The following is an 18,351-nucleotide window of genomic DNA, read 5'->3' on the forward strand; positions in this document are numbered from 1 at the left end:
GTCCGTCGGCGCCCTAGGATCCGTGCCGACACCACCGGGAGGGTCATGACCGACGTCACCGCCTGGACCGCGAGCCTGCGCGGCGCCGCCACCGCGTGGCGCGACCAGCAGGCCACCCTGCGCTCGGCCCGCAGCGGCCTGGCCGGCGCCGAGGGCACCGCCACCGCCGCGGGACCCCGCGTCGAGCCCGCCCTGTCGGCCTTCCTCGACACCTGGGTCGAGGCGCTCACGCTGCACGCGGACACCGCGGAGCGGCACGCCGACGACCTCGACGCCTCGGCCGCGTCGTACGACGCCACCGACGAGGCCAGCCACGCCGCCATGGCCGCCCTGCTGCCCTGGGACCAGCGCACCAGCCGCCCCGAGGGGTCCTGATGGCCGCCGTCGTGATCCCGGCGCCGCCGCCCGAGGTGCCCCTCCTCGAGCCCCGCTCGACCGGCTCCCCGATGGTGCGGCCGGTGCGCGACGCCGCCACCACGACCGGCGAGGTGTCGGACTGGGCCGCGGCCGACGGCGTGCCGCCCGGGTGGGAGGGCGACGCCTCCGAGGCGGCCGGCCACGCGATGAGCGCGCTCGCGACCGACCTCGACGCCGCCGTCGCCGTGCTGCACCGCGTCGCGACGGCGCTCGACACCTTCTTCGACACCGTCGCCACCCTCGAGCAGCGCCGCACCGACCTCGTCGAGGAGCGCGGCAGCCTCGCCGACCGGCAGCGCACCCTGGCGGCCGACGGCGCGTCGTACACCGAGGACGAGGAGGCCGACCTGCGCCAGCGCGCCCAGGCGCTGCAGGCCGACGTCGACGCCTTCGTGCAGCGCGTCCAGACCTGGCAGGACGACACGACGCGCGCCGAGGACACCCTGGTCGCGGTGCTGCAGGGATCCGACACGCCCGCCGAGGCGGGGCAGTACGTCGCCTCCCGCTCGAGCTCCCTCGACGCCCTCGTGGCCGACCTCGTCGCACGGGGCACGCTGCCCCCCGGGGCGGCCGGGATGACCAGCGAGGAGCTGCGGGCCTGGATCATCGACCACCCCGAGGCAGCCGCCGCCCTGCTCGAGCGGCGGCCCCCGCCCGGCACCGGTCCCGCCGCCGAGCTCGCGGCGATCCTCGCACCCGCGCTCACCACCCCCGACGGCTCCGCGGCCCTGCACGAGCAGCGGCGCGAGGACGCCCGCGCGCTGTTCGAGAGCCTCCCGCCCGAGGACGCCGCGCTGCTGGCGATGCTCTACCCGGGTGTGGTCGGCAACCTCGACGGCGTCCCCTTCGGCAACCGCGCGGACGCCAACACCGTCGCCGTGGTCGTCGCCCTCGCCGACGAGCGGGCCCACCTGTCCGACCTCGAGGACCAGCACGCCGAGAACCAGGACGACTGGGACTTCCTCGGGCTGAACAACGACGACCTCGAGGGCCCCCTGTCCGACGCGCAGAGCCGCATCGACCTCTACGAGTCGATCCTGGGCGACGACCGGCAGATCCTCTACTTCGACCCCGCGGGCGACGGCGCCATCGCCGAGCTGCACGGCGACATCGGCGCCGAGACCCGCAACGTCGGGGTCAGCGTGCCCGGCACCGGCACCGACCTGGCGGGCTACCAGGGCGTCGCGGACCGCTCGGAGTCGTTCGTCAACGCCAGCCCGCCCGGCGAGCTCGCGATGATCTCGTGGATGGGCGGCGACCTGCCCGACAGCGTCGTGCAGGACGCCCCGTTCGCCAACTACGCCCGCGACCTCGGTCCCCGGCTGGCCGACTTCTCCCACGACGTCCGCCAGGAGATCGACCACTCGGCGGCCGCGGGCAACGACGCGCAGACGACCTACCTCGGCCACTCCTACGGCGGCGCCGTCGTCGGGCGCTCCGAGCTCGCCGGGCTCGACGCCGACCGCGTGCTGCACGTCGAGTCCGCCGGCATGGGCCACGACGTGCAGGACCCCGGTGACCTGCCGGCCTCGCAGGCCGGTGTCGACCGCTACTCGATGACCGCCCCCGGTGACGTCATCGAGCTCTCCCAGGGCACGCAGGCCGGCGACAACATCGGCCACGGGGCCGACCCGGACAGCTTCCCCGGCACCGTCCGGCTCGACACCGGCAACACCGCCGACGGGGAGTTCAACACCGGCACGGACTCCCACAGCGCGGTGTTCGAGGAGCAGTCGGACGCCTGGTACAACATGGTCGAGGTGCTCAACGGCGGCGAGGTGACGACCTACCGGGCGCCCGAGTACGACTACGTCACCTCCCCCTACGGTGGCGTGTCGTCCTACCAGACCGGGTGGGGACCCGGGGAACAGGTGGACATCGAGTGACCCGCGCAGCAGCCCTCGTGCTCGTCGCCCTGCTGACCACCCTCACCGCCTGCACCAGCAGCAAGGAGCCCTCCGTGCCCGACCGTGACATCGAGACCGTGGCCGCCGAGGCCCGCACCCTCATCGACGAGCTCGCGGGCCGGGTCGGCCAGGACCCCGAGGTCCAGCAGGACACCATCACCGACTGCGTGCCCGGCGACCGCGACTCCGGCAAGGACCTGATCTACAACGTCCGCGTCACCGTGCAGCCCGGCACCCTCGAGCGGGTGCGCTCCGAGGTCGCCCAGCAGTACGAGCAGGACGGCTGGGAGGTGCGCCCCCGCGGCTCGGACAACACCGTGTTCCGCAAGGGCGAGGTGACCATGGGCGTGACCGTGTTCGAGGACAAGGGCCTCGCCGCGGTCAGCGGCAGCGGCGGATGCGTGCGCTGAGCGTCGCCGTCGCGGGCGGCGCGGCGTACGCTGGGAGCGATCCCTGGAGGTCGCCATGACGCACCCCGCCGACGCCGACCGGCCCGTCGCACCCGCACCGCGCAGCAGGTACGCCGAGCTGCCGCCGGCCGTGCGCTTCGAGGACCTGCGGGCCGTCCACGACGTGCGACCCGACCCCGTCGAGCGGGGCGCCCAGGAGGCCGAGACCGACTGGCTGCTGCGCACGGTCGGGATCGGCTGAGCCTCAGTCCAGCACGAGGACCCGGCTGCTGCGGACCTCGCCGTCCTCCAGCACCAGCTCGCCCATGGTGCGGTGCGGCTGGCGCCGCTTGTCGGTCGGCGACCCCGGGTTGAAGGCCCGCTGGCCCTCGTGGACCTCGTCCCACGGCACGTGCGAGTGCCCGAAGACCACCAGGTCGGCGTGCGGGAACCGCCGGCGCAGCCGGGCACCGCGCCCCCTGGCCGGCCCGCTGTCGTGCAGCATCGCCACGGCGACGCCCGCCAGCGTCAGCTCCAGCACCTCCGGTGCCCCCCACGCGGCCACGTCCGGGCCGTCGTTGTTGCCGAGCACCACCCGCACCGGGGCCAGCGCCGCCAGCTCGTCCAGCGTCTCCGCGCGGCAGACGTCGCCCGCGTGCAGCACCAGGTCGACCCCCTCCAGCGCCCGTGCCACGGCCGGCGGGCAGCCCTTCCAGAAGCGGGGCGAGTGGGTGTCGGCGAGGACGGCGATGCGCACCCGTCCAGTGTGGCGGCCGGGCGGTCGAGGGCCGGGACGGGGCCGGGACGGGGCCGTGCCTCAGACGTCGATGTCGGCCGGCAGCGGCAGCCGCTGCACCCCGCCGAGGCGCTTGTGGAAGCGCACGTGGTCGGCGTACGCCTCCAGGGAGCGCCACAGCGCGACGTGGGCCGCCCAGGGCAGCGGGTCGCCGTCGTGGTGCCACGAGGGGCCGAACCCGATCCACACCGGCGTCCAGGTCTGCGCGAGGTCCCACGCCCCCCGCTGCGCCACCAGCAGCCGCCGCCGCACCTGGAACTCCTGGCGCGGGCCGTCCTCCACGATCGGCGCCGTCCGCACCGGCCACAGCCGCAGGTCGAGCGCCATCAGCGTGAGCTCGAGGTCCGCGAGCACGCCCGGCTCCACCAGCACGGTGGCGACGTTCTCGTGGGGTGCGCGTCTCACCGGGGCACGCTAACCCCGGCCACCGACACCCGTCAGCCCCCGCGTCCGGCGGACGGGCGGCGCCCTTCGAGACACGACTCCGTCGTTCCTCAGGGACCGGGAGGAGTCAGGCGGTGCCGTAGCGGCGGTTGCGGCCGGCGTACTCCTCGACCGCGGCCCACAGGTGGCGGCGGTCGACGTCGGGCCACAGGACGTCGGTGAAGGCGAGCTCGCTGTAGGCGGCCTGCCAGAGCATGAAGTTGGACAGGCGCTGCTCGCCGGAGGTGCGCCAGACGAGGTCGGCGTCGGCGAGCTCGGGGACGTAGAGGTAGCGCGCGAAGGTGCGCTCGTCGACGCGGTCGGGGTCCACCCGTCCGGCGGCGACGTCCTGGGCCAGGGCGCGGGCGGCGTCGGCGAGCTCGGCGCGGCCGCCGTAGTTGACGCACATGGTCAGGGTCAGCACGTCGTTGTCGCGGGTCAGCTCCTCGGCGACCTGCAGCTCCTTGATCACCGAGCGCCACAGCCGGGGGGCGCGGCCGGCCCACCGCACGCGCACGCCGAGCTCGTGCATCTCGTCGCGGCGGCGGCGGATGACGTCGCGGTTGAAGCCCATGAGGAACTTCACCTCGTCGGCCGAGCGCGACCAGTTCTCGGTGGAGAAGGCGTACGCCGAGATCGCCTTGACCCCGACCTCGATCGCGCCCTCGACCACGTCGAACAGCGAGGACTCGCCCTCGGCGTGGCCCGCCGTGCGGGGCAGCCCGCGCTCCTGGGCCCAGCGGCCGTTGCCGTCCATGATGATCGCGACGTGGCGCGGCACCAGGTCGAGCGGCACGTCGGGCGCGGTGGCGCCGCTGGCGTGGGGGGTCGGGGGCCGGACCGGACCGCGGTCCGGTGCCGACCGGCGGGAACGGCGCATCAGGCGCCCGCCACGCCGGGGCGGGCGTCCCAGGTCTCGCTGAGGTGGGGCATCGAGCGCAGCCCGCGCTCCAGGTGCCACGAGACGTACGCCGCGACCAGGCCGCGCGCCTCGCGCCGGTGCCGCGTCTCGGCCTCGTCGACGACGTCCCAGTGACCGGCGAGCAGCGCGCCCATGAGGGTCAGCGTCTCCCCCGCCGGGTTGGCCGAGCCGGGGACGCGGCAGGTGGTGCACAGCGAGCCGCCGGCGGCCGGGCTGAAGGCGCGGTGCGGGCCCTCGAGCCCGCAGCTCGCGCAGGCCACGAACGACGGCGCGTAGCCCGCCACGGCCAGCGAGCGCAGCAGGAACGAGTCGAGCACGTCGCCGGGGCGGTGCTCCCCCGCGGTCATCGCCCGCAGCGCCCCGACGAGCAGCAGGTACTGCTGCACCGAGGGCTGGCGCTCCTCCACGACCAGCCGCTCGGCGGTCTCGAGCATCACGCAGGCGGCGGTGTAGCGGTCGTAGTCGGCCGAGATGGTGGCCCCGAACGGCGCCCGGGTCTCGGCCTGCGTGATGGTGTCGAGGTTGCGCCCCTCGGCGAGCTGCAGGTCGACGTGGGTGAAGGGCTCCAGGCGCGAGCCGAACCGCGACGAGGTCCGTCGCACGCCGCGGGCCACGGCGCGCACCACGCCGTGCTGGCGGGTCAGCAGCGTGATGATGCGGTCGGCCTCGGCCAGCTTGTGCGTGCGGAGCACGACCGCTTCGTCGCTGTACAGGGGCATGGGCCCATTGTCCCCTCAGCTCCCGACGGAGCGCGGCACCGCCTCGCGGGCGAAGCACTCGGCCACGAAGTCGCTGGTCAGCCCGTCGAGCCGCGCCGGCCGCACCCGCCACTCCAGGATCGAGCGGGCCTCGACGAAGCGGGCGTCGGGCAGCTCGCCGGCGAGCATGGCGGCGTCGGCGGCCGGGTGGATCGGGTCGCTGGGGTGGCCCACGACCAGCGCCGGGGCCTGGATCCGGCGGCGCAGCCGCGAGGAGGGGGCGACCCGACCGAAGAAGATGCCGTGGATGGCGGCCGCCATCGGGGCCGGGCGCTGGTCCATGGTGTCGAGCGCGATGCCGGTCCAGAAGGGCACCAGCCCGCGCGGGACGGCGCGGGTGACGGTGCGCAGGGCGCTCACGCTCAGCGGCACGAACCGCGAGAGGAACAGCAGGGGGGCGAAGGCCAGGATCCCGGCCTCGAGCGCGTTGTCGAGCACCGGCATCTCGCAGATCAGGCCCTGCACCCGCTCGGGGGCCAGCGAGGCCACCTCGAGCGAGGTGTTGGCGCCCAGCGAGGTGCCCCCGATGACGGCGCGCTCGATGCCGAGCTCGTCGAGCAGCGCGATCACCTGCTCGCCGAAGGCGGTCATCGAGTAGAGCAGCGGGTCGTCGGGGCGGTCCGAGCGGCCGTGGCCGAGCAGGTCGAGGGTGATGACGTGGGCACCCTGGGAGGCCAGGTGGCGCGCCAGCGGCTGGTGCATGCGGCGCGGCATCAGCTGGCCGTGGAGCAGCACGACCCAGCGGTCGCCGCCGCCGTACTCGGTGAACTCCAGGCGGTGGCCGTCGTGGAAGAACTGACCGATGCGCTCCGAGACCAGGCTCATGGGGCCACCTTGGCAGGCGCGCGGTCGGGGTGCAGGGGTCGCGTCCGCATCACGGGCACGCGGGCCGCGCGACAGCGGCCGGCGGCAGGGACCAGAATCACCGCGTGGACTCCGAGACGACGACCGGGCGCGGGCCGGTGGTGGCGCTGGTGCTGGCCAGCTACGTCGCCGCGGTGGCCAGCCTGTGGGCCGCCTACACCGTCGAGGTCACCGTCTCGTGGTGGCCGGCCGCGGGGCTCGGGATCGTCGCGCTGCTGCTGGCCCCGCCCCGCCGGCGCCGGGTGGTGCTGCTCGCGCTGCTGGTCGCCTGGGTCGGCGCCAACCTGACGGCCGGGCGGCCGCCGCTCGCCGCCCTGCTGCTGGGCGCCGCCAACACGGTCGAGGCGGCGGTGGTGATGGCGCTGCTCCAGCGCTGGTCCGGCGGACGGCTGAGGCGGCTCCAGGACGCCTGGTGGCTGGTGCTGGCGGCGGTCTGCGGCGCCGTGGTGGCCGGCGTCGGCGTCGCGGCGGCGTACTCCCTGCTCCTGGACCGGCCGTACGCCGCGACGCTGGCGACCATCGCCCCGGCCCACCTCGCGTCGGTGGTGCTCATCGCCCCGCTGGGGATGGTCGCGTGGCGCCCGGGGTCGCACGAGCGCGGTCGCGAGGTCGCGCTGCACACCACGCTGCTGCTGGTCGTGGCGCTGCTGGCCTTCGGCCCCCTCGGGGCGTCGCTGCAGGGGCTCGGCCTGGTGCCGCTGCCCCTCGTGGTGTGGGCGGCCAGCCGCTTCCCCGTGCGCACGGTGGCGCTGCAGCTGGTGGCGCTGGCCGTGGTCGTCTCGGTCGGCACCGCTGCCGAGTGGGGGCCCTTCGTCACCATGGCCGGCCCGGGCACGGTGAGCGCGGTGGTCTCGCAGGTCTACCTCACCTGCGCCGGGCTGATCGGGCTCCCGCTGGCGCTGGCCGTCGGCGAGCGCGAGCAGGCGCTGCGCCGCCTGGCCAGCCGGGAGCGACACGCCCGCCAGGCCTTCACCGCGTCCCGGGTCCCGATCCTGCTGGTCCGCGAGGACACCGGACACCTCGTCGTCGAGGAGGGCAACGAGGCCGCCGCCGTCCTGCTCGAGCAGCCGCTCGCGGACCTGCCCGCGCGACGGCTGGGCGACCTGGTGACCGCACCCGACCTGCTCGACGGCTGGGACCGGGTCGCCGCGGCCGGTGCCCGGGGCGAGGTCGACGGCGGGTGGTCGGGCCGCGTCGGCCTCCACGACCGCCCGCGCGCCCGGCTCGACGCGGTGCTCTCGCAGCTGGAGACCGGTCCCGGCGCGGGGCGCTGGTCGCTGCACCTGACCGACCTGACCGAGACGCTGGAGCTGCAGGCCCGGCTGCAGGCCGAGCGCACCTACACCCGCGCTGTCATCGACACCGCGTCGAGCATGATCCTGGTGACCGACGACCGCGGCACCGTGATCGCGGCCAACCCCGCCACCACCCGCATGACCGGGTACGCCGAGGGCGACCTGGTGGGCCGGTCGTTCTGGGACACGCTGATGCCCGAGCACCTGCGCGCCGGCGTCAGCGACCTGATCGGCAACCTGGTCTCGCTGCCGCGGCAGGGCGAGGCGACCGTCATGACCCGCTCGGGCGAGCACCGCACCGTGGTGTTCTCCAACGTGGTCCACCGCAGCGACCCGGAGGGGCCGGTGACGCTGGTGCTGAGCGCCACCGACGTGACCGACGCCCGCGAGAGCGCGGGCCTGGTCCAGCACGTGCTGCAGTCGGCCACCACCATCGCCTTCGTCGGCACCGACCTGCAGGGCCGGATCACGCTGTTCAACACCGGCGCCGAGCGGCTGCTGGGGCTGACCTCCGCCGAGGCCCAGGGCCGCCGGCTGGTCGACTTCCTGGCGCCGGTCCACGACGAGGAGGGCCCGGAGCCCGGCACCCCCCTCGAGCTGGTCGACCTGTTCGGCCGGCGGGGTGGCGAGCTGACCCCCGAGACCCAGGACTGGACGATGCTGCCGCAGGGCCGCTCCGGGGTGCGGGTCTCGCTCACCAGCAGCCCGGTGGCGACCGGCTTCGGCAAGGTGTTCGCCTACCTGTTCGTGGCCCGCGACGTCACCGACACCCGCCGCAACCAGGAGATCCTCGTCAACGCGCTGCGGCGCGAGCGCGAGGTCGTGGCCCGGCTGCAGGACCTCGACCGGGCCAAGGACGACTTCGTCTCCACCGTCAGCCACGAGCTGCGCACCCCGATGAGCAGCATCATCGGCAGCGCCGAGATGCTCGCCGACGGCATCACCGGCGAGCTCGAGCCCGGGCAGCAGCAGCTCGTGGAGGTGATCGCCCGCAACGGCGACCGGCTGCTCGCCCTGGCCGACGACCTGCTCCTGATGGCCGTCTTCGACCGCGAGGCGTGGCCGGCGCAGCGCGCCGAGCTCGACCTGGTCGAGGTGGTCCGCGAGAGCGTGCGGTCGGTGGAGTCGCTGCTGACCGGGCGCGACCTCGCCACCGGCTGCGAGCTGCCCCAGGAGCCCGTGACCGTCTCGGGGGACGCCTCCCACCTGGAGCGCGCCGTCACCAACCTGCTCACCAACGCCGTGAAGTTCACCCCCGACGGCGGCCGCGTGACGGTCGGCCTGCGGCCGCTGCCCGACCGGCGCTCGGTCGTCGTCGAGGTCGCCGACACCGGGCTGGGCATCCCCGAGGCCGACCTCGAGCACGTCTTCGACCGGTTCTTCCGCACCTCGGTCGTCCAGGAGCACGCCATCCAGGGATCCGGCCTGGGCCTGTCGATCGTCCGCAGCATCGTGGAGAGCCACGACGGGAGCATCACCGTGCGCTCCCGGGTCGGCGAGGGCACCACCTTCGCGCTGACCCTGCCGCTCGCCCACCGCTCCACCCGCAGCGCTCCCCCAACCTAAAAGTCCGATTTGTGAGAATCTTCGGTCCGATCCGGCGCAGAATCGGGGCGTGAGCACCGATCCCCGGAGGGCCCTGCGTGCCGTGGCCCTCCTGGCGGCGGTGCTCGGCGCCTCCCTGACCTCGCTGCTGTGGCGGCCGGACCCGCAGGCGGTCGCCACGTGGTGGCCCGCCGCGGGCTTCGCGGTGGCACTGCTCGCGCTGTCGCGGCGCTCCTCGTGGCCGCTGCTGCTGCTCGCCGTCGGCGCCTGCACGGGCGTGTCCTCGCTGGTGGCGGGCAGGGCGGTGCCGATCAGCCTGCTCATGGGCGCGGCGACCGCGCTCGAGGCGCTGGTGGCGGCGACCGTGCTGACCCACCTGGGCCGGGGCGCCGGTCGGCTGCGCCTGCAGGCCCCCGAGGGGTACGCCGGCGTCCTCGCCGCCGCCTGCGCCGCCGCGCTCACCATCGGGCTCGGCACCGCGCTGGCCACCGCCCTGGTGGGCGAGCCGGCGTGGGCCAGCGCCCGCACCGTGGCTCCCTCGCACCTGGCCGCGACCCTGGTCATCGTGCCGCTGCTGCTGATGCCGGTGCGGCTGCGCGTGCCGGCGGGGCAGCGCGTCGAGGCGCTCGCCCAGGGCACGCTGTTCGTGCTCGCGGTGGTGGCCGTGTTCTGGCCCTCGTGGCCGCTGAGCCTGTCCTTCCTGCCGCTGCCGGTGCTGGTGTGGGCGGCGCTGCGGCTCACGCCGTACCTCGCCGCGCTCCAGGTCGGGGCACTGGCCGTGGTCGCCACCGCCAGCACAACCCTGGGCGCCGGACCCTTCGCCGGGCGAGACGGCCTGCTCGACCCGCTCCAGGCCGGCGCGTCGGTCCAGGGCTACCTCGTCTGCGCCGCGCTGCTGGCCGTGCCGACCGCGCTGGCCTCCGCGCAGCGCGCCGAGCTGACCCGGCGCCTGGCCGCCGAGCGCGAGCTCAGCGCCACCACCCTCGACACCACCTCGGCGATCATCGTGGTCAGCGACGCCGGCGGCACGATCCTGCAGTGCAACGCCACCCTGACCCGGCTGGCCGGGTTCACCCCCGAGGACGTGCTCGGGCTCCGGTTCTGGGAGTGCCCCCTGGTCCCGCCCGAGCGCGCCGAGACGGTGCGCCGGATCTTCGCCGACCCCGACGGGTCGGGCGTGCCGGAGTTCCGCGAGGCCGACGTCCTCACCGCCTCGGGCGAGCGGCTGCGCGTGGTCTGGAGCAACAACGTGGTCCGCGACGCCGCCGGCCAGGTGGTCCGCGTGGTGTGCACCGCCACCGACGTCACCAGCGAGCGCAGCACCTCGGGCCTGGTCCGCCACCTGCTCGAGGCACCGGTGGCCACCGCCCTGGTCGCGCTCGACGACCTCGGCCGGGTGGTGCTGCTCAACCACGGCGCCGAAGCCCTGCTGGGACGCAGCGAGGCCGACCTCGTCTCGCGCCCGGTCTCGACCGTCGTCACCTCGGGCCACCCCCACGCCTTCATCAGCGGTACGCCGGTGTGCCCCGGCGCCGACGGCCCCGCGCCCGGCGAGCTGGGCCCGCTCGAGCCCTCGCACTGCCCGGCCCGCGTGCCCGAGACCCACGACTGGACCTGGCGCCACGCGGACGGCACCGAGCTGGTCGTCTCGACCACCATCAGCGTCGTCACCAACGTGGTCGGCCGGGTGACGGGCTACCTGTGCGTCGGGCGCGACGTCACCGAGCAGCGCCGCAGCCAGGAGATGCTGGTCGCTGCACTGCAGAAGGAGCGCCACGTCGTGGACCGGTTGCGCCGCCTCGATGCCGCCAAGAACGACTTCGTCTCCACCGTCAGCCACGAGCTGCGGACCCCGACCACCAGCATCGTCGGCTACACCGAGATGCTGCGCGAGGGCGCCGCCGGGCCGGTCTCCCCCGGCCAGGAGGTGATGCTCGACGCGATCGCGCGCAACGGCGAGCGGCTGATCTCGGTCGCCAGCGACCTGCTCACCCTGGCCGGCCTCGAGTCGGGCGACAGCGCGTCGTGGACCCGGGTGCCGGTCGACCTGGTGCAGGTCGTGGAGCACGCCCGCGAGGCGATCCACCCGCTGCTCGCCGACCGCGACCTCGACGTCGACGTCGAGGTCTCCTGGGGCGAGGTCCTCGTCAGCGGCGACGCGGCCCACCTCGACCGGGTCGCGATGAACCTGCTGAGCAACGCCGTGAAGTTCACCCCCGACGGCGGCCGGGTGCGGTGCCGCCTGCACCGTGACGAGGGCACCGCGGTGCTCGAGGTCAGCGACACCGGCATCGGCATCCCGCTCGACGAGCAGGACGAGCTGTTCACCAAGTTCTTCCGGTCCTCCACGGCCCAGGAGCGCGCCATCCAGGGCACCGGCCTGGGCCTGTCGATCATCCACTCGATCGTGCGGGCCCACGGCGGCGACGTCGGCGTCCGCTCCGCCCACCTGGAGGGCACCACGTTCACGGTGCGGCTGCCGCTGGCCGCCGCCCCCGCTGCCGTGGCGGCACCGGTGGCGGCGGCGCCGGCGGTGGCGCCGGCCGCGGGGCTCAGCGCCGGTTGACCGCCGAGAGCACCGCCTTGAGCGAGGCGGTGACGATGTTGGCGTCGAGCCCGACGCCCCACAGCACCTGCTCGCCCACCGCGCACTCGACGTACGCCGCGGCGATCGCGTCGCCGCCCGAGGACAGGGCGTGCTCGGCGTAGTCGAGCACCCGCACGTCGAGCTCCTGGGGCAGCGAGTTGAGCGCGTCCACGAACGCCGCGATCGGGCCGTTGCCCGCGCCGTGGAGCTGCTGCAGCTCGCCGTCGATGCTCACGCGCACGTCGAGCTGGTCCTGCTCGCCGGCCGCGGAGGAGGTGTGCACGGAGTCGAGCGCCAGCGGAGCGTCACGGTCGAGGTACTCGCTGCGGAAGGCCTCCCAGATGGCCGCCGAGGTCATCTCGCCGCCCTGGCCGTCGGCCGTGGACTCGGTGCGCTCCTGCACCACGCGGCTGAACTCGATCTGCAGCCGGCGCGGCAGGTCGAGCTTGTGCTCGGACTTCATCACGTAGGCCACGCCGCCCTTGCCGGACTGGCTGTTGACGCGGATCACGGCCTCGTAGGTGCGGCCGACGTCCTTGGGGTCGATCGGCAGGTACGGCGCCTCCCAGGTCTGCTCGCCCACGGGACGGCCCGCGCGCTCGGCCTCCTGCTCGAGCGCCTCGAGGCCCTTCTTGATGGCGTCCTGGTGGGAGCCGGAGAAGGCCGTGTAGACGAGGTCGCCGGCGTACGGGTGGCGCGGGTGGACCGGCAGCTGGGTGCAGTACTCGACCGTGCGCCGGACCTCGTCGATGTCGGAGAAGTCGATCTGCGGGTCGATGCCCTGGCTGAACAGGTTCATCCCCAGGGTCACCAGGCAGACGTTGCCGGTGCGCTCGCCGTGGCCGAACAGGCAGCCCTCGACGCGGTCGGCGCCGGCCATCTGGGCCAGCTCGGTGGCCGCCACCGCGGTGCCGCGGTCGTTGTGGGGGTGCAGGCTGATGGTGGTGTGCTCGCGCCGGGTGAGCTGGCGGGAGAACCACTCGATCTGGTCGGCGTAGACGTTGGGCGTCGCGACCTCGATGGTGGCCGGCAGGTTGAGGATGATCTCGCGGCCGTCCTCGGGCTGCCACACGTCGGAGACGGCCTCGCAGACCTCGAGCGAGAACGGCAGCTCGGTGCTGGTGAAGATCTCCGGGGAGTACTCGTAGCCGATGACGGTCTGGGCGAGGTTCTGCTCGGCGTACTTCATGAACATCTCGGTGCCGCGCACCGCGATGTCCTTGACCTCGTCGTTGCTGGCCCGGAACACCACCCGTCGGAACAGCGGCGCGAGCGCGTTGTAGAGGTGGATGTTGGCGTGGTGGATGCCCACCAGCGACTGGGTGGTGCGCTCGATCAGGTCCTCGCGGGCCTGGGTGAGCACCGAGATCGTCACGTCCTCGGGCACCTTGTCGCGCTCGATCAGCTGGCGCACGAAGGCGAAGTCGGTCTCGCTGGCCGACGGGAAGCCGACCTCGATCTCCTTGTAGCCCATCTTGACCAGCAGGTCGAACATCCGGTGCTTGCGCTCGGGCGACATCGGGTCGATGAGGGCCTGGTTGCCGTCGCGGAGGTCGGTGGAGAGCCACCGCGGCGCCTGGGTGATCTGCGCCGAGGGCCAGGTGCGGTCGGGCAGGTCGATGGGCGGGAAGGCGCGGTAGCGCTGGAACGGCATGCCGCTCGGCTGCTGGGTGTTGGTGAAGCCGGAGTGCTGCAGGGTCATCGGGGATCCTCGGGGTCGCTGCGGGGTGCGAGCCGGGCGCGTCGAGCTCTCCGCAGGCGAGGGGTCCGGCCGGGTCAGACCTCGCTGCGGCAGCGAAGGAGGAGGCTGCACGTCATCGGGGCCACCCTAGCCCAGACCCCGGGCACCGACCCTCAGCGCCCGTGGTCCACGGGCAGGTCGCCCTCCCCCGTCCCCCAGTCGGGGTCGGGCCGGGTGGAGAGGTCGTAGCGCAGCTCGCCGCCCCGAACGAGCACCGAGGCCGGGAGCCAGCTGCGGGTCGACCGGCGGCCGTCGACGCGCAGGCCCTCGACGTAGATCGCGCGCGCGGACGCCTCGGGCGCGCGGACGGTGAGGGTGCGACCGCCCCCGCGGTGGATGCGGGCCAGCGTGAAGGTCGGGCTCGAGAGCAGCACCTCGCCGCGGCCCGGGGTCTGGGGGTACATCCCCAGGGCGGCCCAGACGTACCACGCCGACATGGTGCCGAGGTCGTCGTTGCCGGGCAGGCCGGTGGGGCCGGTGCCGTAGACCAGCCGCTGGTAGGCCCGGACCGTCTCCTGCGTCTTCCAGGGCTGGCCCAGCGCGTTGTAGAGCCACGGCACGTGGATGCCGGGCTCGTTGGTGGGGTCGTAGCGCAGCGGGTCGACCGTCGTGGACCACGAGCCGTCCTCGGTGTGGAAGAACGCGTCGAGGCGCTTCGCGGCCGCCCTCCGCCCGCCCATGAGCTCGGCCAGGCGCTGCACGTCGTGCTGCACCATCCAGGTGTACGTCGCGGACGTGCCCTGGGCGAAGCCGTCACCGGTCGCCGGGGTGAAGGGCTCCAGCCAGGAGCCGTCGGCGTTGCGCGCCCGCTGGTAGCCGCCCTCGGGGGTGGCGTCCGGGTCGAAGGTGTTCTCCCACCAGCCCGCGCGGTCGGCGAAGCGGCGCTCGGTCGCCGGCCGCCCCAGCCGGCGGGCCCAGTCGGACAGGGCCTGGTCGGCGGTGGCGTCCTCGAGCGTCTCGGCCGCGCCGCCCCAGCAGTGGCAGTCGTCCTGCGGCGCGTAGTGCAGGCGCAGGTACTCGGCGAGGCCGGGGCGCATCCCCGCGCACTGCCCGGGGCAGCCGTAGTCGGACAGGCTGTCGGGGTGCGGCACGCTCGCCTGGCGCACCAGGGAGTCGAAGGCGGCGCCGACCTCGAAGTTGCGCACGCCCAGCGCGTGCATGCCGGCGAGCGTCGGGGCGCTGGGGTCGCCGGTCATGACGCGGGTGGCGCCGTTGACGTGGACCCACCGGTCCCAGACGCCGCCGCGCTGGCGCGAGAGGTTGAGCAGCGACTGCGCGAAGTCGCCGGCCACCCGCGGGTCGAGCAGGGCCAGCAGCTGGGTGTGGGCGCGGTACTGGTCCCACCCGGAGAAGTTGCCGTACTGCGCAGCCTGGCCGCGGGCGAGTCGACGCACCGAGCGGTCGGCCCCCAGGTAGGTGCCGGCGACGTCGCTGGCGACGTTGGGCTCCAGCGCCGCGTGGTAGAGCGCGGTGTAGAACGCCGTGCGGTCGTCGCGGGTGCCGCCGGCCACCTCGACCTTGCGCAGCTGCCGCTCCCAGGCGCGGGTGCCGGCCGCGGCCACGGTGCGGACGGTGGCGCGGCGGCCCAGCTCGGCCGCCAGGTTGGCCTCGGCGGCGCGGGCGCTGGTGTAGGACAGCCCGACGCGCATCGTCACCGGCCGGTTGCGCCCCGAGGTGTCGAACCCGACGTAGCCGCCCGAGCCACGGCCGCGGCGCAGGTCGCCGGTCTCGTAGCCCTCTCCCCCGCTGGCCGTGGTGGTGCCCGGCCGGAGCTGCCCGTCGACCCAGGTGCCGGTCGAGGCGAAGGCGCGGTCGAAGTGGGCGGTGAAGTGGAGCCGGTAGTAGGAGAACTTGTTGCTGCCGCCGCCGTTGGCGCGCCGACCGCAGAAGCCGCCGGTCAGCACCGACCCCGTGACCATCCGCGCCCTGCGGTCGATGCGGACGTCGGCCGCCTCGCTGCCGTTGAGCGAGTTGGACACGCGGAAGAGCAGGTGCGCGGGCTCGTCGGCGGGGAACCGGAAGGTGCCGATGCCGGCGCGGGTGGTGGCCGCGAAGTCGGTGCGCACTCCGTTGGCCAGGCCCAGGGCGTAGCGGCCGGGCTCGGCGACCTCGTCGTCGTGGGAGAAGTCGCTGGCGTAGGTGGCATCGGCGCTGTCGGCGCTCGGCGAGACCGTCATGTCGCCCACGTGGGGGAAGACCGGGACGTCGCCGGCCGCACCGGGGTGGCACCCGGCGCCGTTGACGTGGGTGAGCGCGAAGCCGCGCAGCCGGGTGGTGTCGTACTGGTACCCGTTGGCCGCCCCGGTGTCGGTCTGGTCGCCCCTGGTGCTGGTGGGCGACCACGACAGCATCCCGAACGGGCGCACGGCGCCCGGGTAGGTGTTGCCGCCGTTGGCCGTGCCGATGAGCGGGTCGACGTAGGCCACGGCGGAGCGGACGGTGCGAGCGGCACCGGAGCCCGCCTCGCCGCTGCTGCGCTCGGACGGGGCGGCGACGGCCGGCCCGGCGGCCGGGAGGGCCAGCCCGGTGACGCCGAGCGCCAGCACGAGGGACGGGGCCAGGGCCGGCAGCAACCGGCGTCCGGAGGAGCGGTGGACGTGACGACTCACGGGAGACCTCCGAGTGCGGGCTGTGGTCCGGGTCACACTAGGCCCATGTGGCGACGTCCTCCTGCGGCGCCCGCGGCAACCGCACCAGCACGGTGGTCCCGCGACCCTCCTGCGACTCGATCTCGACGCTGCCGCCGTGCCACTCGACCACCGACTGCACCAGGGCCAGGCCCAGGCCGGTGCCCTGGATCTCGTCGGCGACCGAGAGGGAGGAGCGGAAGAAGCGGGAGAACAGGCGGTCCTGCTCGGCGGCCGGGATGCCGATGCCGGTGTCGACCACCGAGAGCACGACGTCGTCGCCCTCGGCGTGCAGCCGCACGGTCACCGCGCCGTGCGGGTGGCTGAACTTGACCGCGTTGTTGAGCAGGTTGAGCAGCACCCGCTCGAGCTGGCGGCGGTCGCCGAGGACCAGGGGCACCTCGGAGTCGGAGACCACGGTCACCTCGATGTCCTTCGCCGCGGTCGACGGCGCCAGGGTCTGCTGGCACTCCGCCACGACCGGCGCCAGGTCGAGGGCGCGCAGGTCGAGGTGGACCTGCTCCGCGTCGTACGCCGAGAGCGAGAGCAGGTCCTCGACCAGCGCGCGCAGCCGTCCGACGTTGCGCTCGATGATGGTCACGCTCTGGGCGACGTCGGAGGTCAGCTCGCCCATGCCGCCCTCGCTCATCAGCTCCAGGTAGCCGACGATGCTGGTCAGCGGCGTGCGCAGCTCGTGGGAGACGGTCGAGATGAAGGCGTCCTTGGCGCGGTCGAGCTCCTCGAGGCGGCGCATCGACTCGCGCTGCTGCTCGAAGGCCTGCACCTGCACCAGCGAGGCCACCAGGTCGTGGGAGACGCCCTGGCAGATCGCCAGCTCGCGGGGCTGCCAGGCGCGGGGCCGGATGGAGGACAGCAGCAGCCACCCGACGACCTCGTCGCCCACCGCGACCGGGACCGCGGCCAGCGCCACCACGCCGAGGGCCTCGACGATCTCCGCCGCACCCACCGGGTCGAGGCGGCGGTCGTCGCCGACGTGGTCGATGCGCAGCGGCTCGAGCTGCTGGGCGGCCTCGAGCAGCAGCGAGGTCAGCGACTCGGGGAGGTCGACGAACGACGCGGGCTGCGGCAGCCGGGCGGCCTCGGGGCCGGCCGACCACGCCCCCCGGACGGCGGAGTAGCGCTCGGCGTCGACCAGCAGCACGTCGCAGCGGTCGACCTGGGTGGCCTGCCCGACCGACTCCGCCGCACGGTTGACCAGCTGGGCGGAGTCGAAGTCCTGGCGCAGCGCCCGGGCCAGCTCGGTGACCACGCGGGCCTGGTCGGCGCGCTCCAGCAGCTCGGCCTGGGCGTTGCGCAGCTCGCGCACGGAGTCGTAGAGGTCGGCCGTGGCCCGCTCCCCGATCGACTCGGCCGCCTGCCGGCGCGCCTGCTCGCGGCGCAGCTGCCGACGGAGCCGTCGCACCTCGGCGACGGGGTCCGTCGACTCGACGGTGTCGGAGACCAGTTCCATGGGGTCCTCAGCCTGTCTCGAAGGTGACGCGCAGCGAGCAGTGGGGGGCGTCGTGGAGCTGGCACGCCTCGTGGTGGACCGCGGTCGGCTCGTCGTAGACGACGCCGGCCCCCTCGATCATGCCCTCGGCGAGCGCGCAGAGCGAGCGGTGGGAGCGGTAGTGCACGAGCAGTGACCCGTCCTCACCGTCGTCGAACCAGAAGCGGGGCGGCTGGGCGTCGGGGTGCAGGCGCACCACCTCGGCGTGGACGAGGTCGTCGAGCGTGAGCAGGAAGGACCGGACGTCGTCGTGGGCGGCGAAGTGACCCGGGTAGCGCTGCGACAGTCCCTGCGTGGCGTGGCGTCCCAGCTCGACGCAGAGGTCGGCCTCCGCCACGCCCAGGAGCTCCGACCCCGCCCCCACCAGGCGTGGGAGCGCGTCGTCGGGGTAGTTGCCCAGGCTGGTCCACACGCCGTCGAGGTCCGCGTCCACCAGGATCCGGTCCCACACCGCGTCGCCGTGCTGCAGCACCACGGCTTCCTCGACGAGGTTCAAGATGACGCCCTTCACTACGAGGCCCCCAGGAGTCCGCGGCCACAACCTTCCGGTTGGGAGGCTAGTGAAGGCGG

The 18,351-nt window shown here is 74.4% G+C and carries 15 protein-coding genes; 6 read left to right on the forward strand and 9 right to left on the reverse strand.

Features of this window, described 5'->3' with window-relative positions:
* The first annotated feature begins 45 nt into the window (after positions 1–45).
* Genes BLU55_RS07225 through BLU55_RS07240 form a run of 4 tightly spaced genes read left to right on the forward strand, consistent with a single transcriptional unit; the run spans position 46 to position 2,975 of the window.
* Positions 46–375: a hypothetical protein gene (locus BLU55_RS07225; protein ID WP_091727781.1), complete on the forward strand. Its 330-nt coding sequence runs from the start codon at positions 46–48 to the stop codon at positions 373–375.
* Positions 375–2,303 carry an alpha/beta hydrolase gene (locus BLU55_RS07230; RefSeq protein WP_091727784.1) on the forward strand — a complete coding sequence of 643 codons (1,929 nt, stop codon included), beginning with the start codon at positions 375–377 and terminating at the stop codon, positions 2,301–2,303. The genes BLU55_RS07225 and BLU55_RS07230 overlap by 1 nt, the downstream gene beginning before the upstream one ends.
* Complete coding sequence (locus BLU55_RS07235) at positions 2,300–2,734, forward strand: hypothetical protein (RefSeq protein ID WP_091727786.1); 435 nt, start codon at positions 2,300–2,302, stop codon at positions 2,732–2,734. Before BLU55_RS07230 ends, BLU55_RS07235 begins: the two co-directional genes overlap by 4 nt.
* Before the next feature lie 55 nt (positions 2,735–2,789).
* A complete protein-coding gene (locus tag BLU55_RS07240; RefSeq protein ID WP_091727789.1) occupies positions 2,790–2,975 on the forward strand; it encodes a hypothetical protein in 186 nt (61 codons plus the stop codon).
* A 3-nt stretch (positions 2,976–2,978) separates the two neighbouring features.
* Here the strand turns inward: BLU55_RS07240 and BLU55_RS07245 are convergent, their stop codons facing one another.
* From BLU55_RS07245 to BLU55_RS07265, 5 genes are all read right to left on the reverse strand, one after another.
* Complete coding sequence (locus BLU55_RS07245) at positions 2,979–3,470, reverse strand: metallophosphoesterase family protein (RefSeq protein ID WP_091727791.1); 492 nt, start codon at positions 3,468–3,470, stop codon at positions 2,979–2,981.
* Between the two features lie 60 nt (positions 3,471–3,530).
* The gene (locus BLU55_RS07250) at positions 3,531–3,914 is read right to left on the reverse strand and encodes a hypothetical protein (RefSeq protein ID WP_091727794.1); all 384 of its coding nucleotides are present in this window, start codon (positions 3,912–3,914) and stop codon (positions 3,531–3,533) included.
* A 106-nt stretch (positions 3,915–4,020) separates the two neighbouring features.
* Positions 4,021–4,812, reverse strand: a complete 792-nt coding sequence (locus tag BLU55_RS07255; RefSeq protein ID WP_091727796.1) for an isoprenyl transferase — start codon at positions 4,810–4,812, stop codon at positions 4,021–4,023.
* Positions 4,812–5,573 carry a DNA repair protein RecO gene (recO, locus tag BLU55_RS07260; RefSeq protein ID WP_091727799.1) on the reverse strand — a complete coding sequence of 254 codons (762 nt, stop codon included), beginning with the start codon at positions 5,571–5,573 and terminating at the stop codon, positions 4,812–4,814. Before recO ends, BLU55_RS07255 begins: the two co-directional genes overlap by 1 nt.
* A 15-nt stretch (positions 5,574–5,588) precedes the next feature.
* Complete coding sequence (locus BLU55_RS07265; RefSeq protein ID WP_091727802.1) at positions 5,589–6,437, reverse strand: alpha/beta fold hydrolase; 849 nt, start codon at positions 6,435–6,437, stop codon at positions 5,589–5,591.
* Between the two features lie 104 nt (positions 6,438–6,541).
* On the opposite strand from BLU55_RS07265, the gene BLU55_RS07270 reads away from it, so the two are divergent.
* Together BLU55_RS07270 and BLU55_RS07275 are read left to right on the forward strand one after the other, a co-directional pair.
* On the forward strand, positions 6,542–9,337 hold the full coding sequence (locus BLU55_RS07270) for an ATP-binding protein (RefSeq protein ID WP_172833883.1): 2,796 nt from the start codon (positions 6,542–6,544) through the stop codon (positions 9,335–9,337).
* 49 nt (positions 9,338–9,386) lie between these two features.
* Entirely contained in the window at positions 9,387–11,882 is a 2,496-nt protein-coding gene (locus tag BLU55_RS07275) for an ATP-binding protein (RefSeq protein WP_091727807.1), read from the forward strand.
* On the opposite strand, the gene leuA is transcribed toward BLU55_RS07275, so the two are convergent.
* The 4 genes from leuA to BLU55_RS19410 form a co-directional block, all read right to left on the reverse strand.
* Complete coding sequence (gene leuA / locus BLU55_RS07280) at positions 11,869–13,605, reverse strand: 2-isopropylmalate synthase (protein WP_091727810.1); 1,737 nt, start codon at positions 13,603–13,605, stop codon at positions 11,869–11,871. The two genes, BLU55_RS07275 and leuA, sit on opposite strands and share 14 nt — an antisense overlap.
* A gap of 152 nt (positions 13,606–13,757) precedes the next feature.
* Positions 13,758–16,253, reverse strand: a complete 2,496-nt coding sequence (locus tag BLU55_RS07285) for a GH92 family glycosyl hydrolase (protein ID WP_231917095.1) — start codon at positions 16,251–16,253, stop codon at positions 13,758–13,760.
* 37 nt (positions 16,254–16,290) lie between these two features.
* On the reverse strand, positions 16,291–17,742 hold the full coding sequence (locus BLU55_RS07290) for a sensor histidine kinase (protein WP_091727812.1): 1,452 nt from the start codon (positions 17,740–17,742) through the stop codon (positions 16,291–16,293).
* Positions 17,743–17,749: 7 nt separating this feature from the next.
* Positions 17,750–18,277: a heme NO-binding domain-containing protein gene (locus tag BLU55_RS19410; protein ID WP_157682778.1), complete on the reverse strand. Its 528-nt coding sequence runs from the start codon at positions 18,275–18,277 to the stop codon at positions 17,750–17,752.
* Positions 18,278–18,351 lie beyond the last annotated feature (74 nt).

This window comes from Nocardioides scoriae (assembly GCF_900104965.1).
Lineage (GTDB): Bacteria > Actinomycetota > Actinomycetes > Propionibacteriales > Nocardioidaceae > Marmoricola > Marmoricola scoriae.